At 63.7% G+C, this 21,113-nt stretch carries 20 protein-coding genes and 2 tRNA genes; 18 read left to right on the top strand and 4 right to left on the bottom strand.

The features are described from left to right. Positions 1-35 precede the first annotated feature (35 nt). A complete protein-coding gene (gene tig, locus EL272_RS08790; protein ID WP_014846848.1) occupies positions 36-1,478 on the bottom strand; it encodes a trigger factor in 1,443 nt (480 codons plus the stop codon). A gap of 115 nt (positions 1,479-1,593) precedes the next feature. Here tig and EL272_RS08795 point away from each other — a divergent pair, with 115 nt between their 5' ends. From EL272_RS08795 to EL272_RS08820, 6 genes are all read left to right on the top strand, one after another. Then, complete coding sequence (locus EL272_RS08795) at positions 1,594-3,030, top strand: ATP-binding protein (protein ID WP_061786862.1); 1,437 nt, start codon at positions 1,594-1,596, stop codon at positions 3,028-3,030. After that, on the top strand, positions 3,027-4,076 hold the full coding sequence (locus tag EL272_RS08800) for a tetratricopeptide repeat protein (RefSeq protein WP_061786861.1): 1,050 nt from the start codon (positions 3,027-3,029) through the stop codon (positions 4,074-4,076). The genes EL272_RS08795 and EL272_RS08800 overlap by 4 nt, the downstream gene beginning before the upstream one ends. A gap of 66 nt (positions 4,077-4,142) precedes the next feature. Then, positions 4,143-4,216, top strand: a tRNA-Gly gene (locus EL272_RS08805). 60 nt (positions 4,217-4,276) lie between these two features. Beyond that, on the top strand, positions 4,277-4,576 hold the full coding sequence (locus EL272_RS08810; RefSeq protein ID WP_061786860.1) for a YciI family protein: 300 nt from the start codon (positions 4,277-4,279) through the stop codon (positions 4,574-4,576). 61 nt (positions 4,577-4,637) lie between these two features. Continuing rightward, entirely contained in the window at positions 4,638-5,015 is a 378-nt protein-coding gene (locus EL272_RS08815; RefSeq protein ID WP_061786859.1) for a phage holin family protein, read from the top strand. Between the two features lie 65 nt (positions 5,016-5,080). Then, positions 5,081-5,156: transfer RNA gene (locus tag EL272_RS08820), tRNA-Pro, on the top strand. Between the two features lie 313 nt (positions 5,157-5,469). Here the strand turns inward: EL272_RS08820 and EL272_RS08825 are convergent. Continuing rightward, on the bottom strand, positions 5,470-5,727 hold the full coding sequence (locus EL272_RS08825) for a hypothetical protein (protein WP_061786858.1): 258 nt from the start codon (positions 5,725-5,727) through the stop codon (positions 5,470-5,472). A gap of 367 nt (positions 5,728-6,094) precedes the next feature. Here EL272_RS08825 and EL272_RS08830 point away from each other — a divergent pair, with 367 nt between their 5' ends. The 10 genes from EL272_RS08830 to EL272_RS08875 all read left to right on the top strand — a co-directional run bounded on the left by EL272_RS08830 (position 6,095) and on the right by EL272_RS08875 (position 16,345). After that, complete coding sequence (locus EL272_RS08830) at positions 6,095-6,847, top strand: CPBP family glutamic-type intramembrane protease (protein ID WP_061786857.1); 753 nt, start codon at positions 6,095-6,097, stop codon at positions 6,845-6,847. Positions 6,848-7,131: 284 nt separating this feature from the next. Beyond that, positions 7,132-7,266 (top strand): RhuM family protein, encoded by a 135-nt coding sequence (rhuM, locus tag EL272_RS15450; RefSeq protein WP_197720334.1) that lies wholly within the window; start codon positions 7,132-7,134, stop codon positions 7,264-7,266. Positions 7,267-7,580: 314 nt separating this feature from the next. Next, on the top strand, positions 7,581-8,234 hold the full coding sequence (locus EL272_RS08840; protein ID WP_014846854.1) for a DedA family protein: 654 nt from the start codon (positions 7,581-7,583) through the stop codon (positions 8,232-8,234). A 93-nt stretch (positions 8,235-8,327) separates the two neighbouring features. Next, complete coding sequence (locus tag EL272_RS08845; RefSeq protein ID WP_061786856.1) at positions 8,328-9,140, top strand: DeoR/GlpR family DNA-binding transcription regulator; 813 nt, start codon at positions 8,328-8,330, stop codon at positions 9,138-9,140. A 135-nt stretch (positions 9,141-9,275) separates the two neighbouring features. Further along, positions 9,276-9,737, top strand: a complete 462-nt coding sequence (locus EL272_RS08850; protein WP_061786855.1) for a ribose-5-phosphate isomerase — start codon at positions 9,276-9,278, stop codon at positions 9,735-9,737. Positions 9,738-9,761: 24 nt separating this feature from the next. After that, positions 9,762-10,868, top strand: a complete 1,107-nt coding sequence (locus EL272_RS08855; protein ID WP_061786854.1) for a DUF7973 family transport facilitator — start codon at positions 9,762-9,764, stop codon at positions 10,866-10,868. Between the two features lie 12 nt (positions 10,869-10,880). Next, positions 10,881-11,729: an HAD-IIA family hydrolase gene (locus tag EL272_RS08860; protein ID WP_061786853.1), complete on the top strand. Its 849-nt coding sequence runs from the start codon at positions 10,881-10,883 to the stop codon at positions 11,727-11,729. Beyond that, positions 11,729-13,291, top strand: coding sequence for an FGGY-family carbohydrate kinase (locus EL272_RS08865; RefSeq protein ID WP_390849260.1), 1,563 nt, complete (start codon positions 11,729-11,731; stop codon positions 13,289-13,291). Before EL272_RS08860 ends, EL272_RS08865 begins: the two co-directional genes overlap by 1 nt. Before the next feature lies 1 nt (position 13,292). After that, positions 13,293-14,654, top strand: a complete 1,362-nt coding sequence (locus EL272_RS08870) for a sn-glycerol-1-phosphate dehydrogenase (protein WP_061786852.1) — start codon at positions 13,293-13,295, stop codon at positions 14,652-14,654. 23 nt (positions 14,655-14,677) lie between these two features. Next, positions 14,678-16,345: a ribulokinase gene (locus EL272_RS08875; RefSeq protein WP_061786851.1), complete on the top strand. Its 1,668-nt coding sequence runs from the start codon at positions 14,678-14,680 to the stop codon at positions 16,343-16,345. A gap of 36 nt (positions 16,346-16,381) precedes the next feature. Here EL272_RS08875 and EL272_RS08880 read toward each other — a convergent pair whose 3' ends face one another. Together EL272_RS08880 and EL272_RS08885 are read right to left on the bottom strand one after the other, a co-directional pair. Further along, positions 16,382-16,813: an excalibur calcium-binding domain-containing protein gene (locus tag EL272_RS08880; RefSeq protein WP_061786850.1), complete on the bottom strand. Its 432-nt coding sequence runs from the start codon at positions 16,811-16,813 to the stop codon at positions 16,382-16,384. 98 nt (positions 16,814-16,911) lie between these two features. Continuing rightward, positions 16,912-17,418, bottom strand: coding sequence for an STM3941 family protein (locus EL272_RS08885; protein WP_314820069.1), 507 nt, complete (start codon positions 17,416-17,418; stop codon positions 16,912-16,914). A gap of 545 nt (positions 17,419-17,963) precedes the next feature. Here EL272_RS08885 and EL272_RS08890 point away from each other — a divergent pair. Together EL272_RS08890 and EL272_RS08895 are read left to right on the top strand one after the other, a co-directional pair. After that, positions 17,964-19,112 carry a sigma factor-like helix-turn-helix DNA-binding protein gene (locus tag EL272_RS08890; RefSeq protein ID WP_061786848.1) on the top strand — a complete coding sequence of 383 codons (1,149 nt, stop codon included), beginning with the start codon at positions 17,964-17,966 and terminating at the stop codon, positions 19,110-19,112. 95 nt (positions 19,113-19,207) lie between these two features. Next, positions 19,208-21,085 carry a subtype A tannase gene (locus tag EL272_RS08895; protein ID WP_061786847.1) on the top strand — a complete coding sequence of 626 codons (1,878 nt, stop codon included), beginning with the start codon at positions 19,208-19,210 and terminating at the stop codon, positions 21,083-21,085. Positions 21,086-21,113 lie beyond the last annotated feature (28 nt).

Raw genomic sequence — 21,113 nt, forward strand, 5'->3', positions numbered from 1 at the left:
TGCCCGTTCCGGGCTTCTCGGTGGCCCCCACCAAATCACTCCGACTTCTCGGCCTCGGGGGTCTCCTCAGACCCGGTTTCCTCGGTTCCGGAGGCCTCCTGGGCTTCGGCTTCCTCGGTTTCGGGGGTTTCGGTTTCCTCGTCGGCTTCGGGGGCCTGCGGGGTCATCTCGACGGGTTCCCCCTCGGAGTCGGTCACCTTCGCGGCCTCACAGATGGCGGCGAGCGCCTTGCCGCGACGGATCTCCTGCTGCCACTCGAACATGTGGTTGTGTTCCATCATGTGGTTGACCACTTCCTGCGGCGTGGTGCGCTGCTCGGTGGCCCTGCGGAGGATCAGCTCGGTGAACTCCTGCTGGGAGACGGGAACCTCGTTGTCGTCGACGTACTTGTCGAGGAGCAACTGGGCGCGCAGCGCCTGGGTGGAACGCTCGTCCACCTGTGCCCAGAACGCGTCGGCGTCCTCCGCGTCCTCGTCCTCGGCCTGCTCCAGGTAGGTTTCGACGGTCAGCCCGGCCCGCGCCAGCTGATCGGAGATCTGATTGCGGCGGGCCTCGAGCTCGCGGGCAAGCACGTCAACTGGCACCTCGAAATCGACCTGCGCGAGGGCGGCCTCCAGGATCTTGTCCCGAGCCTCGGCTACCTGCTCGGCCTTGGCCTGGGCCAGGACCGCCTTGGACAGGTCCTCGCGCATCTCCTCGACGGTGTCGAACTCGGAGATCAGCTGGGCGAACTCGTCGTCCAGCGCGGGCAGTTCCTCCTCGGCCACCTGCGTGACGGTGACCGTGATGTCGGCCTCCTGGCCGCGGAAGGGACCGCCGATCAGGGTGGACGCGAAGGTCTTCGACTCCCCCGCCTTGAGACCGCGAACGGCCTCGTCGAGTCCGTCGAGCATCCCGGATTCCTCGCCGACGGTGAGGGTGACGCCGGTGGCGGACGCCTCCGGCAGCTCCTCTCCATTCTGGGAAGCGGTCAGGTCGACGGTGAGGACGTCACCCTCCTGGGCCTCGCGGTCGAGTTCCGTGGTGGTGGCGAACCTCTTGCGGAGCAGCGCGATGCGCTCCTCCACTTCGTCGTCGAGCGACGGCAGGGCGTCGACCGTGGTCTCGATTGCGGTGAAGTCTGGAAGGTCGAACTCGGGTCGGATGTCGACCTCGGCTGTGAACTCGACGAGTTCACCGTCCTCCAGTTTGGTGATTTCGATCTCGGGCTGGGCGAGCGGAACCGCCTTGGCCTCAACCATGGCCGCCTCGTACGCGGGCTGGATGGCCTCGTTGATGGCCTCCTGGAGGACCACTCCCCGGCCGAAACGCTGGTCGATGACGACGGCAGGCACCTTGCCCTTGCGGAATCCGGGGATGCTGACCTGCTCTGCGATCTCCTTGTACGCCTTGTCGAGATGGGGCTTGAGATCAGCGAAGGGGATCTCTACGGTTAGCTTGACCCTCGTGGGGCTCAGCTTCTCTACGGTGCTGGGCACGAAACGACTCCTGAACTTGAAATGGTCGCCGCAAGTTTAACCAAGGGCGTCCGGGCCGACCAACCGTGACGTGCGCACCTGCCGGATCGTCAGGGCCAGCCTCTACGATTGCTCCATGCCGAATCCCCTCATCGACTCGTTGCTGCAGGTCCTGTCCGACCGGCCTGATGACGTTCCGTTACGCCTCCACGTGGCAGAGCTTCTCATAGCCGATGGCCGGGGCTCGGAGGCCGTCCAGCACTGCGCCGTCGCTTTGCAGCAGGACCCCTCGAATCAGCAGGCCCATGCGCTGCTCGGCCAGGCCTTCCCCACCCCTGCGACACCCTCCCCCACCCAGGAAGCGCCTGTGGCATCGATGCCATCCGCACCGGAGCCGATCGACCGCCCCCAGGAAACCCCCGCGGCCCCGGCATCGCCACCCACCCCGGGCCAAGAGGATCAGGCCATCCCGGCGGAACCGGACCAGGACACGGAAACGGGGCATCCCGCGGAACCGAGCCAGGAGACAGAGACACCGGCAACGGAAACGGAACCGAAACAGACGGGTTTCAGCTGGTCACGGGCGGAGCAGCAGTTCGAGGACGGCCCGGCGCCGCGTTTCGTGGCGGATTCCGACTCCGGGGAACCGGAACTGGAACGGGTCCACGAGGACGACGGGGCGCGCCCCGAGGACGTCTGGGAAGTTGAGAGAACAACCCTTACCCTCGCCGACGTCGGCGGCATGGAACACGTCAAGGAACGCCTGGAGGTCTCCTTCCTGGCGCCCATGCGCAACCCGGAGCTGCGGAAACTCTTCGGCAAGAGCCTGCGGGGAGGCCTGCTGCTGTACGGGCCCCCGGGGTGCGGCAAGACCTTCATCGCCCGCGCCGTGGCGGGAGAGATGGGGGCCTCATTCATGAACGTGACCCTCTCGGACGTTCTCGACATGTTCCTGGGACAGTCGGAGGGCAAACTGCATGACCTGTTCCAGGCGGCAAGGCGCGCCGCTCCCGTGGTTCTGTTCCTCGACGAGCTGGACGCCATAGGGGCGAAACGCACGCTCACACGCTTCAGCGGCATGCGCAACGTGATCAACCAGCTTCTGCAGGAACTCGACGGTGTCAACACCAACAACGAGGGATTGTTCACGCTCGCGGCGACGAACGCGCCGTGGGACGTGGATTCCGCCCTGCGCAGACCGGGGCGCCTGGACCGCACCGTCTTGGTGCTGCCGCCCGACGAGCCCGCCAGATTGGCCATCCTGAAACACGATCTGGTTCGCCGCCCCGTCGAGGGCATCAACCTGGCCAGGCTGGCCCGGGACACGGACGGATTCACGGGAGCCGACCTGAGCCATCTGTGCGAGAGCGCAGCCGAACTGGCGATGATCGACTCCGTCCGTTCCGGCAGGCCGCGCATGATCGGCATGAAGGATTTCACCATGGCCCTCAAACAGGTCCAGCCCTCCGCCAAGGCCTGGTTCGAGACGGCCCGCAATGTCGTCACCTACGCCGATCCGAACGGTGAATACGCCGACCTCACCGCCTACATGAGGAAGAAGCGCCTGCTGTGACCGACTCCCAGCAGCAGTTGAGGCGCGCCGATGAGCTGATCACCCTGGGCCGTCACGAACAGGCACTGGCACTGCTGTACCCCATGCTGGGTGAGGGCGAGGAGGACCAGGCGCTGGTGCACTTCCACATATCCAAGGCCCACATCGCGGGAAATGACCTGGAGCAGGCCGAATCCCACGCCCGGTCGGCGCTGGCCTTGGAACCGGAGGACGTTTTCTCCCTGAGACTGCTGGCCATCGCCTTGCACGGCCAGAAGAAATACCCCGAGGCCTTGAAGCTGCTGCAGGAAGCGATCCGCCTGGACCCACAGGATCCGTACAGCCACGCGCGGCTCTCCTACACCTACTCGGAGCTGATGTGGTTCACCATGGCCCGCTACGAGGCGGAAAAGGCCGTGGAGCTGGGACCGGATGATACGAGCGGCTACATGGCCCTCGGCTTCGCACTGTTCGAGACGAACCCGGAGGAAGCGGAACGGGCCTACCGAAAAGTGCTGGAGCTGGAACCCAGCCACGTGGACGCCAAACACAACCTCGCGATTCTGGCCCAGAACCAGGGAAACTTTGAGAAGGGAAGCTCCGGACTGGTGCAGGTGCTCGCCGAGGCGCCGAGCAACAAGAGTTCGATCATGGCGTTGCACGGCTTGATGTTGCAGATCATATGGACGGCGACGTGGACGCTGTTCGTGGGTGGCTTCCTGGCTGCTCTGCTCAGCGCAGAGAGCCCGATTCCCGGGTTCATCATCTCCCTTCTGCTGCTGGTGTTCATCACGTTCAAGACCTATCCGCGCCTCAGGGCCATCCACAGGGGTGCGGGGGACCGGTTCCTGCGGAACTTCTTCAGGCAAGAACGTCGGGTGACGGCCTGGGCCTGCCTCACCGTGCTCGCCTGGCTCGTCCAGTTCGGCAGCTTCCTGCTCGGCCTGGTATTTCCCGGAAGCAAAGCGCAGTTGTTCGCCTACGTCGCGCTGCCCATGGTCGCAGCGGGTGTCGTGTTCGGTGTGAAGCACGCGCGCCGGCTCAACGAGAACACGAACGGCGCTTGATCCCCGGCTCCTCACACCTCCGAGCTGGGGATTCGTTGAGGAAGCTGCTAGACTCTCCGACGCTTCGCGGATGTAGCTCAATGGTAGAGCCCCAGTCTTCCAAACTGGCTACGCGGGTTCGATTCCCGTCATCCGCTCCAAGGCCCCGCGGGGTTCTCCACCTCACCGAGCCGAACGGTTCAGTGCTACCATCCGACTCCATGGCACGTCTTTTCATCTTGGAACTGACCTACCATCGCGGACTCGCTCCCGTCGAGGCCAACCTTCAGGCACACAAGGAGTATCTCGCCAAGAACTACTCCGCCGGTCGTTTTCTAGCAAGCGGGCGCAAGGAACCCCGGAACGGGGGCATCATCCTTGCAACAGGCACCCGAAAGGAAATGGAAGAGACCATCAGAACAGACCCGTTCACCATCAGCGATGCCGCTAAGTACTCGATCACCGAGTTCCTTCCTTCAATGACCGCCGATTGCCTGTCCCTGTACCGGGAGACGCCGTAGCTGTCACTCTCTCGCACATCCGGGAGCCCAGTCATCACGGATCAGCAGGTACCGTGGAGGTATGAGAACCCTTCTGAGACTCGTGGTGGGAGCGATCGCCACTGCAGCCGCCGTCTGGCTCATCCCGGGTATCCGGGTGGTTGCCGAGTCCGATCAGCAGTATGTCCTGATCCTGCTCGGGGTGGCGGCCATCATGGGGGTGGTGAACGCCGTCGTCAAACCGTTCACCCAGGTGCTGTCCTTCTGCCTCGTGCTGATCACCTTCGGTCTGTTCCTGCTGGTGATCAACGCCGCCATGCTGCTGCTGACCGCCTGGGTGGCGCAGAAGTTCGGCATCGGTTTCTTCATCGACGGGTTCTGGCCGGCACTGTGGGGAAGCATCGTCATAAGCGTCGTCAGCTCCCTGCTGGGTGGCGCTTACGGAACCGAGAAGACCTGAGGGGTTCCCGTTGGGCACCTGCGAGGGCTTGCAGTAGACTGCGCGGGTCCCCTCCGCGGGACACCCGGGACGTAGCGTAGTGGCTAGCGCGCCTGCTTTGGGAGCAGGAGATCGCAGGTTCGAGTCCTGTCGTCCCGACCACACTCATCTTGTTCGAACACGCGCCCTCGGAGCTCCGCTCCGGGGGCGTTTTCGCCGATGTAACAGGGGTGAGAGACACATCACCCGAACCAACAGCCACCTCGACGGACACGGCCCTGTCAACCATCGTTTCGGCCTCTTCGGCCGATCCCGCGTCGCTACGTGACCTCAGTGACCCACCCCCAACGCGGCGGGCCGCCTGGTGGAGTCGGGTCACGATCTCCCGCGGCTCGGCGGTGACCACTACTCCGTCCGGGGCAAACGACTTGAGCAACTCGGGCAGGGCCGGGATCTCAATGGACCTGTCAGTCACCTACCGCCGTACCAGGATCGCGCCCGTGGCGTGCTCCAGAGCTGTCCGCCGGTCAGTGCGAGCGCCACGCATGGTTTTGCCATCAACCACGATCACCGTTCTTCTCTCGATGGTGTCAGTACACCTGTACATCCAGAACACCAGGCGAGCATTGAGGCCATCCGGGTCCAGGCTCTGAAGCGCCCTGCGGATCGTGGACTCCGACGGCAGCTTCTGCTCTTTCTCCAGACCCAGTTCGGCCAGGTCAGAGAAGTTCAAATCAGTGGTATGCCCCTAGATCGCCATCAGGCTCCGACACCCCGCCACCGCCAAGGACAAGACCGAGAGGCAGACAGTGACGTATCCCGCGTCTGTCCCTGGGATACGTCATGTTCTGGAGGACACGGGCCACAGGCTGGTGTGACAGGGCGGGGTGGTGGTGGGTAGATGAAATCAGCGCAGGCTCCCCGGGACTGGGTTGATTAGGCATCACTCATCGCCCTCTGCGGGGCCCGCTCCCCCATCTCAACGACACACCAACCCCCTGTCAAACCACCCCCGCTCCCCCACCCATCAACTTCGCCGACCCCCTGCATTGCTACTATATTGATTGCGGTAGCGAAAACTGACTGAGGAATGTCATAGTATGCAATCGAAATCTACTCAGCATCAAACGCTGAAACTGCTGAGCATCAACATACTATTTATATCTCTCTGGCTTATAACTTTACTCAACCCAGAGAGACTGAAAGTATTATGGTTTGCGGTTGTATTGCTACTGGCGATCGTCTTCATCATAAAGAATAAAAATACATCGAAGTACGATATTCTCACAGGGATTGCCTTGGGTTGTTTGGTCATGCCGTCTCAAGTTGTCATGGGGGCATGCTCCATTGTTTCATACATTGGAGGCGCCAGCGTCTTCAAGAAAAGCAAAAACAAGATCGTCCTATTCAAGGCCACCAACATAAAAGAGATGATAAAGACAGTCGGCATCATGTTGATAGCGGGAGCGGTGCTGGCAGTTACCAACGTCCTCTTGGCGAAATCCGCTATAGAATTTAATTTTTCGATCGAACCCGAGTGGTTCCTGCGCGCAATCAAAGCCGGCGTGTCAGAAGAGGTTATTTTTCGCTTCTTTTTCTTTGCAGTGAGCGTTTACTGCATCAAGGATGGAGCGTTATCAAAATTCGATAATTTTTTGTGCTATGTCATCATGATACTGCCACACGTCTTGATACATTTTGACGCAACAACTTTCACGCTGAGCAGTGTCGTGGTGTTGGCTCTGTTATTTGGATTGCCATTTGCCATCATGCAACGAAAACGTGATCTGAGCTCTGCAATCGGAGCTCATACGTTGGTCGATGCAGTACGATTCTGCACATTTGGGGCATAGAGGCTTATTCACAGCCCCTCTCAAACCGGCCCTGACTAGGGGTTTTGTCGGCGGATACGCCGCCTGTGAGTAAGTCTCCTCTGTTGTTCCCTTACATCTGCAACTCGACGGATGACTTTCTCATCTTTCACACCCCAAGAGGGTGGCGCCAGTTTCGAGACACGCCATGAGGATGAGGCAATCTGGTCGGCGCAGCGACTAATGACCGAGCTGTTCGACGTCGATGTGCGCGTCATCAGCAAGCACCTTAGGACCGTCTACAGTTCCACCAGGCTGGGGCAACCATACGGAAATTCCGGATAGTTCGTTCCGAGGGCTCACGTCAAGTGACTCGTAGAATCGACCACTACAACCTCGACGTCATCATACCGGTGGGCTACCGCGTCGACTCGGTGCATGCCATCCAGTTCCACCGGTAGGCGATCCAGCGTGGCTGCGTGACTTCGCCACCCGCGGCTACAGCATTGACCGCCAGCACATGGAGAACAGCCCCTTCCTTGGCGAGGAGTACTTCGAGGTCGGTGAACGTGGCCTACCTGGTCTCATGGAGGGTTCTGCACACCACGAAGCCCTCCAGGGATAGTGGTGTAATGGAGGGCGGCCTCGTCCGAGGCGAGGCACACGTGTTTCACAGGCAGCCCCCAGTGTTTCCTGAGCCGGATCCGGTTCGCTTTGTCGGCGGCGGAGAACTTCACCGCGAACAGGCTGCAAGCCCATCACGAGAGGAGCCAGCGTGCTGCTGGAGACCACCACAGCGGAATCGCTCACAGGAATCGCGGCCTGGGCCGTGGGGATCATGACCACCCTGGGCGGCCCGGGTGCTGCTTTCCTGATCGCCCTCGAGAACCTCTTCCCTCCCCTGCCCTCCGAGGTGATCCTTCCCCTGGCCGGTTTCTCAGCCGGCACCGGCACCTCGAGTATGACCATTCTCACAGCGATCCTGTGGTGCACCTTCGGTTCCGTCGCTGGTGCATGGGCCCTGTACGGGGTGGGTGCCTGGCTGGGACCGGACCGAACCCGCCGGATCCTGGCCAGGGTTCCTTTGGTCAAGACCTCTGACATCGACCGCACCGAGGCGTTCTTCCACCGCCGGGGAGGTTGGACCGTCTTCACGGGACGTATGGTGCCGGTTTTCCGGTCGCTGATTTCCATCCCCGCTGGGGTGACCCGCATGAACCCGCTGCGGTTCACTCTTCTGACCATGGCCGGGGCCGCGATCTGGAACACCATCCTGGTGAGCGCCGGATACGCGCTGGGGGCGAACTGGAGCGTGGTCGAGGACTACGTGGGGATTTTTTCGAAAGTGGTCATCGCCGCCTGCGTGGTCGCCCTGGCGTGGTTCATCGCCGTCCGGTTGCGCGCCTCGCGACGCGTCACCACCGACTGACCGCCCAGCCCTTCCCGGAACGGCCGCAATGGCGGCCTCCCGCTTGACGCGGCCTCTAAACTCAGGAGGGTTATCCCCTACCCGGTTCGGAAAATGAACTCGACGCACCAGTCCGACACCCACTCTCGACGGCCATCCATCCCGCAGGCCCCTCAGGATCGCCGCCAGGTGATCGCCGAGCACGTCATCGCCCGGGGCAGCGTCCGGGTCGAGAACCTGGCGCGGGCCGTCGGCGTCTCAGCCATGACCATCTACCGGGACGTGGCGAACCTCGAACAGGCGGGCATCGTCCACCTCGACCGGGGCCTGGTACGTGCGGTGGCAACCAGCCTGAGCGAGGCCGACGCCGAGTTCCGCCTCCAGCAGAGCCCGCGGATCAAACAGGCCATGGCCGAGGCGCTGGCCCCCCGGATCGCCCAGGGAAGCTCCGTGATGCTGGACGACTCGACCTCCGCCATGTGGGTGCTACGCGCCCTGCGGGACGTCCACCCCCTGACCGTGATCACCACCTCCCTGCTGGTGGCCAACGAGGCGAAGCAGATGGACGGCGTGCGCCTGCTGATGGCGGGTGGCGAGTACGAACCCTGGGCCCACGCGATGATGGGCCCGACCGCCGCAGCGAACCTACGGGCCTGGCAGGCCGATCACTGCGTCATGTCGGCCTCCGGGATCGTAGGGAAACGCTGCCAGCACCCCTACGAGAACGCGGTCCAGGTCAAGCAGGCCATGATCGCCTCCTCCACGAATCGATACCTGCTGCTGGACCACACCAAGTTCGCACGCAAAGCGCTCTACACCTTCGCCGAGATCACCGACTTCGATGCCGTCGTGGTGGACGCCGCAACCCCCCGGGAGATCCGCGACGAGCTCGCCGGGCACGGGGTCGAGGTCATCGTCTCCGAGTGACCCAACGCTCCTAACAACAACGCGACACACCGCGCTGACTAGGAACGATGCCATTTTTCACCAGGAACTATGGTGTTTTTCACAACATCGCTGTTACTCTTCAGGTCATCCCCGGAACAAGGAAGTTGAGGAGATATGGGACTGACCATAGTTGTCGGCGCCGACATCGCCGGAGTGAACTACAAGGAGATCCTGAAGGCCGACCTGGAAGCCGACGCGCGCGTGGCGGAGGTCATCGACGTGGGCGTCCGTCCAGGCGAGGACATCGACTACCCGCACGTTGCGGTGGAGGCGGCGCGGAAAGTCGCCGCCGGTGAGGCCGACCGGGCCCTACTGGTGTGCGGAACTGGGATGGGTATGGCCATCTCTGCCAACAAGGTTCCCGGCATCCGCGCCTCGGTGGCCCACGACAGCTTCTCCGTGGAGCGCCTAGTGCTGTCCAACGACGCCCAGATCCTGACCCTGGGTGAGCGCGTGATCGGTCTCCAACTGGCCCGTCGACTGGTGCGCGAATGGCTCGGATACACCTTCGATCCCGAGTCTCCCTCCGGCCCCAAGGTGGCCGCCATCCGTTCCTACGAACCCGATCCCCACTGACCCCACGAACCGCGAGGAACAATGATGTTCGATCCTGCAACTGCCAGCTACCTTCTCGGCCTCGTGGTCGCCATCGCAGGCGGCTTCTTCGGCGCCGCGATCGGTGGCAACTTCGCCTTCGCCATCACCGGCATCACGGTGCTGACCTCGTTCGGCATCTACCTTGGAACCGACTCGACGGCAGGTTTCACCTACCTGGCCTTCGGACCGTTCGTCGGCCCCCACGTCGCCTTCGCGGGCGGGGTCGGCGCGGCAGCATACGCAGGTCGCCGCGGATACGCCGACAGCAAGGACGCCACCAGTCCCCTGGCACGCCTGGGTAAACCCGACGTGCTCTGGGTGGGTGCCGCTTTCGGGGTCTTCGGATACGTCGTCCAGAACCTCATCACCAAGATCCCGTGGTTCGGCACCCACACCGACTCCGTCGCCCTGACCGTCGTGCTGTCGGCCGTGGTGGCGCGCCTCGTCGCGAAGGGATCGTTCCTCACCCCGGAGAAGTACAACGACTCCCCGTCCTTTTTCGGCAAGATCGCCCCCACCGAGGACGCCGCTTGGCTGCGTTACCAGGAGAAGGCGGGCCAGTACCTCTCGCTCGGCGCCATGTTCGGTCTCCTGGCCGGTGGTGCGACGCTGTTCATCGCGCTGGCCTTCCCCGGCCTGGCCGCCACCGGCAACGCGCAGACCTTCACCTTCGCGATCTCCGCGGTCTGCGTCATGTTCCTGATCCTCGGCGCGCAGATGCCGGTGACCCATCACATCACAATCAGCGCCGGCCTGGCGGCGGTGGCCTTCCTCCCGGTTCTCGCCGACAACCTGGTCGAAGGGCTGTCCGGGAAGGATTTCTGGGACAAACTGAGCTCCAACAAGATCTCGCTGGCCTCGTTGTTCGACCCAGGTCACGCCTCCTACGGGATGCTGGGCGAGAACGCCAAGGGTCAGCTCATGATGATGGCCATCGTCGCTCTCCTGGTCTCGGTGGTGGTCGGCATGTTGGCGGCCTGGCTGGCGGAGTTCCAGGCGCGCCTGTTCTACAACAGGGGCAACACGCACTTCGATCCCCCGGCGGCAGCCATCTGGATCGCCAACACCATCATCGTCTCCCTGGCCAACATCGCCGCGCCACTGTTCTAGGAGGAATTCCCGATGCTCCCGACCGAGCTGCACCAGGCCTATGTCTTCGACCTGGACGGAACCATCTATCTGGGTGATCACCTGCTGCCCGGTGCGGCCCGGTTGATCGGGGAACTGCGTCGCCGCGGAATCCCGGTGCGTTTCCTGTCGAACAACCCGACGAAGGATCCGCGGCAGTACGTCGAAAAACTGGCCCGGCTAGGGCTACCCACCGACATCTCGGACATCGCGAACACGGTGGTCACCACCACCCGCTGGCTCCAAGAACACCATCCGGATGCCACGCTGTTCGTGGTGGGTGAGGAACCGTTGAAACGGGCCCTTACCGAGGCCGGATTCCGGTTGAGCGACGACCCCGAACGCATCGACATCGTCATCGCCTCCTACGACCGCACCTTCGACTACTCCAAGCTCCAGATCGCCTTCGACGCGATCTGGTTCCACCGGCGCGCCATTCTCATCCAGACCAACCCGGACCGGTTCTGCCCGTTCCCGGGCGGCCGCGGGGAACCGGACTGCGCCGCGATCACCGCAGCCATCGAGGCCTGCACGGGCGTGAAATCGGTGGCTAACCTGGGCAAACCCTCTCACATCATGCTGGAGGAGGCTCTCCAAGGTCTCGACGTGGATCCCGCCGCCTGCGTCATGGTCGGTGACCGCCTCCACACCGACATCCAGATGGCCCTCGACACCGGCATGGCCTCCTGCCTGGTGCTCACGGGCGAAACGACCCCCGACGACGTCGCAGCCCTCGACGAGAACCACCAACCCACCTATGTACTCGACCGTGTCGACCGACTAATCCCCCAGCGCCTGTGGGACGAGCTCGGTTGGACCGAAACAAACTGGAAGGACCACTGATGACCGACAACACCTACCTCCTCGGCATCGACTTCGGCACCGAGAGCGTCCGGGCCGCCATCTTCGACCTGGCCGGCCGGCCTGTCTCCTTCGCCGCCACCACGTACCGCACCACCCACCCCCACCCCGGCTGGGCCGAACAGGATCCGGAGGAGTGGTGGGAGGCGTTGCAGGCCTCGTGTCGCAAGGTGATCGCCGCCTCTGGTATCTCCCCCGCCGCCATCAAGGGCATCTCCTACGACGCCACCACCATGACCGTCGTTGCCATGGACAAACGCGGCGAGGCCCTCCGCCCCGCCATCATGTGGATGGACGTGCGCGCCACCGAGCAGGCCGCTCGCGCGGAGAAGTCGGATTCGGTGGCGCGTCTCTACAACGGTCGCGGCACCGCCCCGGCCACCGCCGAGTGGTACCCGTTCAAGGCCGCCTGGTTGCGGGAGAACGAGCGCGAAACCTACGACGCGGCCTTCCGGCTGGTCGACGCCCCCGACTGGGTGACCTACAAGCTGACCGGCGAGTGGACCACCAACATCAACTCGGCCGCGCTGCGCATGTACTACAACCGCGACCACGGCGGCTGGCCCGTCGACTTCTACGAAACCATCGGATGCGGCGATGTCTTCGACAAGATCCCGGAGAAGGTGGTCGATCTCGGCACCCCGGTCGGTGAGCTGTCGGTGATCGCGGCGCAGCTCCTCGGCCTGCACCCCGGCACTCCCGTCGCCCAGGGACCGGCCGACGCCTGGGCCGGGCAGATCGGGCTGGGTGTCGTCGACCCGGGGGTGATGGCGTTGATCACCGGTTCCTCCCACGTCCTGACGGGACAGACCGACAAACCGATCCACGGCAAAGGATTCTTCGGCGCCTACACCGACGGTGTGGTCAAGGGTCAGTACACCGTCGAGGGCGGTCAGGTCTCCACCGGTTCGGTCCTGAAATGGTTCAAGGACAACTTCGCCCGCGACCTGATCCAGGCGGCAGAGGTCACCGGACTCAACGTCTACGACATTCTCAACAAGCAGTCGAAGGACCTGCCACCCGGCTCCGAAGGCCTCATCATCAACGAGTATTTCCAAGGCAACCGCACCCCGTACACTGACTCGAAGGCCCGCGGGGTGATCTGGGGTCTGTCCCTGCACCACGGCCCCGCCCACATCTACCGCGCCATCCAGGAGTCGGTGTGCTACGGCACCGCACACAACCTGCGGGCCATGTCGGCGGCGGGTTTCGAGGTGAAGAAGATCGTCGCCGCGGGTGGCGCCACCAAGAGCCGCGACTGGATGCAGATGCACGCCGACGTCACCGGCGTGCCGATCGCCCTGACCGAGGTCGGCGACGCCGTGGTGCTGGGTTCCTGCATGCTGGCGGCGGTCGGCGCGGGCCTCCACCCCGATCTCGGGACCGCGGCGAGGGAGATGGTCCACGAGATCGACCTGCTGGAACCCAATCAGCGGCGGCACGAGGAGTACCAGTACTTCGTCGACGCCTACGCCAACACCTACCCGCAGCTCCAGCCCATGATCCACGACATGGTGGATCGCGAGAACGCGAAACGGGGTTGACATGACGGATCTCATCACCCGGGCGTTGCGCAACGCCACTGATACCAGGGCCGTGGTGATCGGCGAGGGAGCCGTGGAGCGAACCGGAGAGGTCTTCACGGAGCTTTTCGGGACGACACGGGCGGTCGTGGTCGCGGACGAACGCACTTTCGCGCTGGCCGGGAAACGGGTCTCCGAAAGCCTGGCAGCAGCCGGAGTGGAGCTCGCGGATCCGCACATCTTCCCGGGGGAACCCGAGCTATACGCGAAATACGAGAACTGCGAGGCCCTGAGGGATGCCCTGGCACCGGTGGATGCGATCGCCGTGGCCGTTGGCTCCGGCACGCTCAACGACATCACGAAACGGGCCTCCGGGGAACTCGGCAGACCCTACATGGTGGTCGGTACGGCGGCCTCCATGGACGGCTACACCGCTTTCGGTTCCTCGATCGCCCTGGACGGGTTCAAGCAGACGCTGAGCTGCCCGGCCCCGTGTGGCTGCGTCGCCGACCTGACCGTGATGTCCGCCGCACCGCAGGTGATGACGGCATCCGGCTACGGCGACCTGCTGGGCAAGATCCCGGCCGGGGCCGACTGGATCCTCTCCGACGTGCTGGGGATCGAGGCCATCGATCAGGGGGTGTGGGAACTCGTCCAGGGTCCGCTGCGCGGTGCTGTCTCGCGGCCTGCAGAACTCGCCGTCGGTGACGTCTCGGCGACGGGTGAGCTGGTGGAGGGGCTCCTGATGAGCGGGCTGGCCATGCAGGCCCACCAGTCGAGCCGCCCCGCTTCCGGGGCGGAGCACCAGTTCAGCCATCTGTGGGAGATGGAGGGACACGGTGTGGACATCACCCCCAGGCGCCTGTCCCACGGCTTCAAGGTCGGCATCGGCACGGTGGCGATCGCGGCCCTCTACGAGCGGCTGCTGGCGCGGGACCTCACCGGTTTGGACATCGACGCGGCCGTCACGGCCTGGCCCACCCGGGAAGGGTTGGAAGCCGGGGTTCGTGAGCTGCATCCCGATCCCCGGCTGGTCGAGGAAACCGTCGTGCAGGCGCTCGCCAAATGGCTTCCGCCCGAACGGTTGCGGGTCCGCCTGGAGTTGCTGGTGGCGGTGTGGCCGGAGCTGTCGGTGAGGCTTCGGGAACAGCTGCTGCCCGCCGCCGAGCTGCAGGGGATGCTTAGGGCGGTGGGTGCCCCGGCCCATCCGCAGGACATCGGGCTGGGCTGGGACCGGTTCCGCGAGACCTATGTCCGCGCTCAGATGATCCGCAAACGCTACACCGTTCTCGATCTCGCACTGGAGACCAATCTCCTGGGTGAGCTGGTGGAGGAATTGTTCGCACCCGATGGCTTCTGGGGTCGCCAGGCCCCGGGACACTGAGCAGGAAACACAGAGGAGAGGCCATGAGCAGGACAGTTGTAGGAATCGACTTCGGCACTCTTTCGGGACGGGCAGTCGTGGTGTCCGTTGCCGACGGAAAGATCCTTGCAAGCGCCGAGCACACCTACCCACACGGAGTGATCGACCGCGAACTCGCAGGCCAGCCGCTTCCCCCCGACTGGGCACTGCAGGTGCCGGCAGACTACGTGGAGGTTCTGGGCAAGGTGGTTCCGGAGGCCCTGGAGGCTTCCGGGGTGGAGACCACGGATGTCGTCGGCCTGGCCGTCGACTTCACCTCCTGCACGGTCTTCCCCACCGACGAGGCCTACCGGCCGCTGTGCGAACGACCGGAGTTCGAGAAACGCCCCCATGCCTACGTGAAGCTGTGGAAACACCACGCATCCCAGCGGCAGGGGAAGGTCGTGAACGAGGTCCTGGCCGAGCTGGCCCCGGAAACCCTCGCCCGTTACGGCGGCGAGGTCTCGGCGGACTGGCAGCTGGCAAAAGCCCTTGCACTGTTCGAGGAGGACCGGGAGGTCTGGGACGCGGCCAGTCACTTCGTCGAGGCGGGAGACTGGATAGTCCAGCTCCTCACGGGCAAGATGACGGCCTCCATGTCGCTTGCGGGCTACAAGGGCAACTTCGTCGACGGTTCGTACCCGTCCGCGAAGGTCCTCGACGCGATGGCCCCGGGATTCTCCCGCCTGCTGGAACTGGTGCCGCACCCGGTGGCGCGTCCTGGCGAGCGGGTCGGCTCGTTGACGGCGGAGGCCGCGGCATTGACGGGTCTGCCGGAGGGCATTGCCGTCGCGGCGGCGAACATCGACGCCCACGCGACGGTGCCCGCCGCGAACGCCTGCGAACCCGGGCAGCTCACCTTGATCATGGGCACCTCGACGTGCCACATGATGACCTCGGAGAGCTTCGGTGAGGTCCCGGGGATCGGTGGCATCGTGCCAGACGGGATCGTCAAGGGCCTGTGGGGTTACGAGGCCGGGCAGGCCGGGACGGGCGACATCTTCGGCTGGTTCGTCGACAACTGTGTCCCGCCGTCGCACGTCGAGGCGGCCGCGGCCCGGGGGGTCGGGGTGCACGAGTACCTCACCGAACTCGCCGCGAGACAACAGGCGGGCGAGCACGGTTTGCTGGCGCTCGACTGGCACTCCGGGAACCGCTCGATCCTGGACGACACGGAGCTGACGGGACTCATGCTCGGCACGACGCTGACCACCACCCCAGAGGACCAGTACCGGGCGCTGCTGGAGTCGACGGCCTTCGGCACCCGGGTGATCATCGAGGCATTCCGGGAAGCGGGCATCGAGGTGAATGATCTGGTGGTAGCGGGCGGGCTGGTGAAGAACCCGCTGCTCATGCAGATCTACGCGGACGTGACCAACCTGCCGTTGGCGATCTGCCCCTCGGTGGCTTCGGGAGCCCACGGATCGGCGATCTACGCAGCGGTCGCGGCAGGCGAGTACGCCGATGTGCGGGAGGCCGCACCGGCCATGGCGCATCGCGAAGCCACCCCGGAGACCGTCTTCGCCCCGATCCCGGAGAACGTCGCGGCCTACGACGACCTGTACCGCGAATACCGCAGGCTGCACGACCACTTCGGCACTGGCGGAAACGACGTGATGCACCGCCTCAAGGCCCGCCGCAGGGAAATCCTGGTGACGAAATCGGCTGGATGAGAGTCGGGGGTGCCCCGAGGGGCACCCCCACCTGCCCTACTTTTCGCAGGCAACCCCATCGCCATCACGATCCAGTTTTGAACTGTACCCGGGATCGCCCTTGTGAAGTGGAGCGACTCCGGCTTCTTTGACCTCCTCACAGTTCTTGTAGTGCACCTTGCTCTTTCCCGGAGAACTTGACTTGGTTTCCTTCGACTTGGTCTTCTTCTCCGACTTCTCCGCCCGCTCAGAGCTGGGGGCAGGATCCGATGTTGCAGTTGTCTCCACAACTTCGGTTTTCTTCTCGGATGCGGCCTCAGTCGTTTTGTTGTCGGCGGGTGCCCGGGTGGCGGTTGCCGTCGTCTTCGCACGATTTGATTCCGCGCCTTTGCGCCCGAGGTCGCAGCCGGATACACCCAGTCCCACCAGACTGGCCACCAAGGCAGTCGTCAACCATGTTTTGTACCAAGCGGTTTTCACGCCGGTCATCTCTCCCCCCTGTTGCCTTTCTCGGCGATTCTTGTTGTACCGGGGAGTTTATACCCAGCGCTCCACTCTGCACGCGGCAGGTCGGGCGGGGCTGTTTCTCACCTCTTGCCGCTGTAGTGGGCGCGGTAGGATTCCAGCAGCCCGCACAGCTGCTCCGCCTTCAGCCCGCCGTAACCGGCGTTGATCACACCCCCGGTACCGAAGACCTTTTCTGCGATCTCCCGGCCGACCGACCCCTCTGCCGCGTCCGGCCGGTACGTGATTGCCACCACGGGATTCCCCGACAAGCTGGCCAGCTCGAATCCGGCGACGTCGGCCCATCGTGAGCGGTGGGTTCTCTTTCCCGCCAGAGGCATCTCGAATCCGTCCTCGTCCAGCAGCAGGTACATGGGACGCGCCAGCATGTAGAGACACACGGGCAGGCCCAGCACTCCGAAGAATCCGATGCCCAAGAACCCCGCCGACCGGCTTTCCGACGATCCGTAGAAAATCACGAGCAGGGAGCCTGCCACGAGGACCAGACAGCAGAGAATCAAAAGAATTGCGCGTTTCCGACTTTGAACCAAGCGTACAGGAGGATATTCCATGGCTTCACCTCGACACATGTCATTGTCCGTGAACACAGCATACCACCCGGGCCCGTGAACCCCACCCGGAGCGAAATCCGATCCAAAGAAACGGCTTGGAGCCCATCACGTCTTGACGACTTGAATTCCGTTCCAGCCGCGACGGAGAATACAATTGGGATTGCGGGCTACAAGACAAAAACATGAATTGATCAACAACCATCAGGAAACGCAATGATTCCGTCGTGACTCATGCCACGACAGGAATCATCACGGCATTACCCAAGGACACGATGAATGGTTTTGCCGATTTCAGAACCGCACAACAAGAAGGCTTATCCTCAGACAGCTCGTCGGCCAGCGAAGCCCTTGGTCAGCGCACGCTTGGGGAGGGCTGTGTACAAACCTCAAGAAATCATGACGGATCGGCGTCGACCCGATTCACCGAGCCCTAGGCTTTGATGGCTCCCCGAGGAATGCTATATCATCAGTATGTTCGAGGGTCTCGGAAGGGGCTGTTTCACCGCTCAGCCGATCGAAGGCCCCCGAAGGACCGGGAAAGAGTTTGAACACGAGGCAGGTCGATGCAGCACACCGAGGCCCTGGAACCCGACGAATGGCGTTCGTGCTTCGAGGCCTTGCCCGCGGCGGAACGCTCCCGTCACCGTTCGGATCTGGTTCTTTCCGGCCTGGGAGCCGGCCTGACCTTGCAGGAGCTGGGTGATCTGTTCGGGGTCAGCCGCGAACGCATTCGACAGATCGCCAAAGAACGCGGCGTTTCAACCAAGAAACTCCGGGAGGAACAACGCGAACGGGCCATGCACCGCCGCCAGACTCTCGCCCGTCACATCCACGAGACGTCCCTGGCCCATCCGGAGTTGACCGTCGCTGAACTGGCCGAGTGGCATGAAACCGACGAGTCGACGGTCCGGGCGGCCCTGAAACACCGCTTGGCCGTCCACGAGGCCCGGCCTTATTCGGGCGATACCGATCGCACGTCTGATGATGCCCTGCTGACAGCGTTGGCCACCTGGGGCGCCCAGACGACGACCCACACCAGCGACGACTACACCGCGTGGGCCATCGCCCATGGATACCCGGGGAAACAGACCCCCATGAATCGTTTCGGGGGCTGGAACAACGCGTTGCTGCTGGCAGGACTCGGCGAGCACGTCCAGGATCGCGGCGGGCCCCGACCCCAGATCAGCGACGAAACCATGTGGGCATCGGTACTTCAGTTCTATCGGGATGACCTTCCCTCCTATTCATTCGGCAGCTACAACGATTACGCCCGCCGCACCGGCCTGCCATCCGGGGCCGCAGTGAGAATTCGCCTGGGAAGCTGGTCGCAGATTCACGAACGCATTCGCGAACTCCTGCGCTACGCGACTCGAAGGGATGGTTCCTGGGAATGGGCCGAGAACATTCTCGGAATTGTTCCGGATCAGGAACCACGAAGAATCTCCAGCCGAGCCGAATCCTTGGCGTCTCTGATCCGGGTAGCGGAACGAACCACCGGACCCATCACGGTTGCCTTCTACGAACGTCATCGCGAGCGCCAGGACGCGCAACCGGCAGTGATCCAGCTTCGCTGCGGAAGCTGGGTGGAGGCCCTTCGGGATGCCGGTCTCGAACATCGCATGTCAAGCAGGGCACGGGCCCGGCTGCAGGAATACGACGGGAACCGGGAGATCCCGGGCAATTCCCTCCAGGAACCGCTGGAAGGTTTCTGAGAGAAACTCTGGGCGGCTCTACAGAAACCGGACAGGAGACACACAGGCTCAACTTGTTGACTGTGATTCCGACAGCACAAATCCCAGGAGTCAGTATGGATCTCAGTCGTCGTTCCCTGTTCAGATCGGCCATCGCCTTAACTCTTTTCAGTGGCTTCGGGCTGGCCGCCTGCAGCAGCGGCACCTCCAGCAATGGAACCGCATCCTCCGGTGGATCGGGAACCGCAGCGGCGGGAACCCTGGCCCTGAACAACGCCAAATGGAGTCACGACGCCGACAACGATGTCTACTACCAGCTCGGCCTGAGCTACGTCGCCTCCCCGGCCGCACCGGATTACGAAACCCTCGGGATCTACGTGCCGGGCGCATATTTCACCGGCGCCGACAACGGCGACGGCACCCACAAGGTGGCAATCAACACCTCGGGCAGCGTCAACGGGTTCACCCCAGCCACCGCACCCATCGTGCTGCCGGTCAACACCCCCGGCTACGCCTCCCAGAAACCACCCACCCAGTACTCCTACGATTCGATCTCGGACTACATGGCAGCCGGTTTCATCTACGTTCATGCGGGCCTGCGCGGCAAGGACTCGAACTCCGACTCCTACACCGGCAACGCCCCCTGGGGGGTCACCGATCTCAAGGCTGCGGTGCGCTACCTGCGCTACAACTCGGCCTCGTTGCCGGGCGCGATGGACAAGATGTTCATGTTCGGGCACAGCGGCGGCGGCGCGCAGAGCTCCGTGATGGGCGCCTCCGGTGACTCGCCGCTCTACACCAGATACCTAGAATACCTCGGCGCGGCCATGACCTCCAGTGACGGCACCACCATCAGCGATGCGATCGCGGGCGTGATGGCATGGTGTCCCATCACCAGCCTGAACATCGGCAACGCCGCCTACGAGTGGAACATGGGTCAGTTCGCCAGCAGCGGGACACGCGCCGAGGGCACCTGGACCGCCGCCTACGGCAAGGACCTGGCAACGGCGTTCGCGGAGACCGTCAACGGGCTCGGCCTGACCGACTCGAAGGGCACCGCGCTGAAGCTGGAACAAAGCGGCGAAGGCGTGTACCTGGCGGGCAGCTACTACGACCACGTGGTGGCCGAGATCACCACTTCCCTGAACAACTTCCTGACCGACACCACCTTCCCCTACACACCCAGTTCCCGTCAGATGGCGGGCATGGAACCCGACGGCGGAGGTAGCGGCCCCTCCGATGGGGGCGGTACTCCCCCCTCCGGCGAGGCCCCCGGGGGACAGAACCCGGGTGGGGGTCAGCCCCCGGGCGGCGGTCCCGGTTCGGGCGGTGGTCAGCCCCCGGGCAGCGAATCGTCCGGTTCGTCGACCACCTACAACACGGTGGAGGAGTACATCGCGTACCTGAACGGCGAAACCCCGTGGGTCACCTACGATTCGGCCAGCAACACCGCGACCATCACCGGCCTGCAAGGTTTCGTCACCAGCCAGAAGAGTCCCAGCAAGGACGTCGGTGCTTTCGACGCACCGGATCGCAGCGCCACCGAGAACATCGTGATGGGCAAAAGCACCCAGGGGCTTCACTTCTCGAAGCTGTCCCGCGATGTGCTGGCAGCCAACGAGTCCACCTACTCGTCGCTGACCGGCTCCGGTGATTATGTGGCCTCCACGTGGGACAGCGATTTCGCCACCACCGACGAGGTCGGGGGCGATGCGGTCTCCCGCGAGCAGATGTACGAACCCCTCTACTACCTGCTTGATTCGCAGGGCGGTCAGGGCAGTTCACGGGTGGCCCCGAACTGGCGCATCCGGACCGGCATCACCCAGGGGGATGCGGCCAGCACCGTCGAGATCAACCTGGCACTGGCCCTCCAGGCACTCGGGAACACGAAGGTGGACTTCGCGACGGTGTGGGGGCAGGGCCACACGATGACCGAACGCACCGGCGACGGCGCCGCCAACTTCATCGCCTGGGTGAAGGAGGCATCGGCCTGATCACCGGGATCGCGCCCGTGGGGGACGC

Source organism: Arachnia propionica (genome assembly GCF_900637725.1).
Taxonomy (GTDB): domain Bacteria; phylum Actinomycetota; class Actinomycetes; order Propionibacteriales; family Propionibacteriaceae; genus Arachnia; species Arachnia propionica.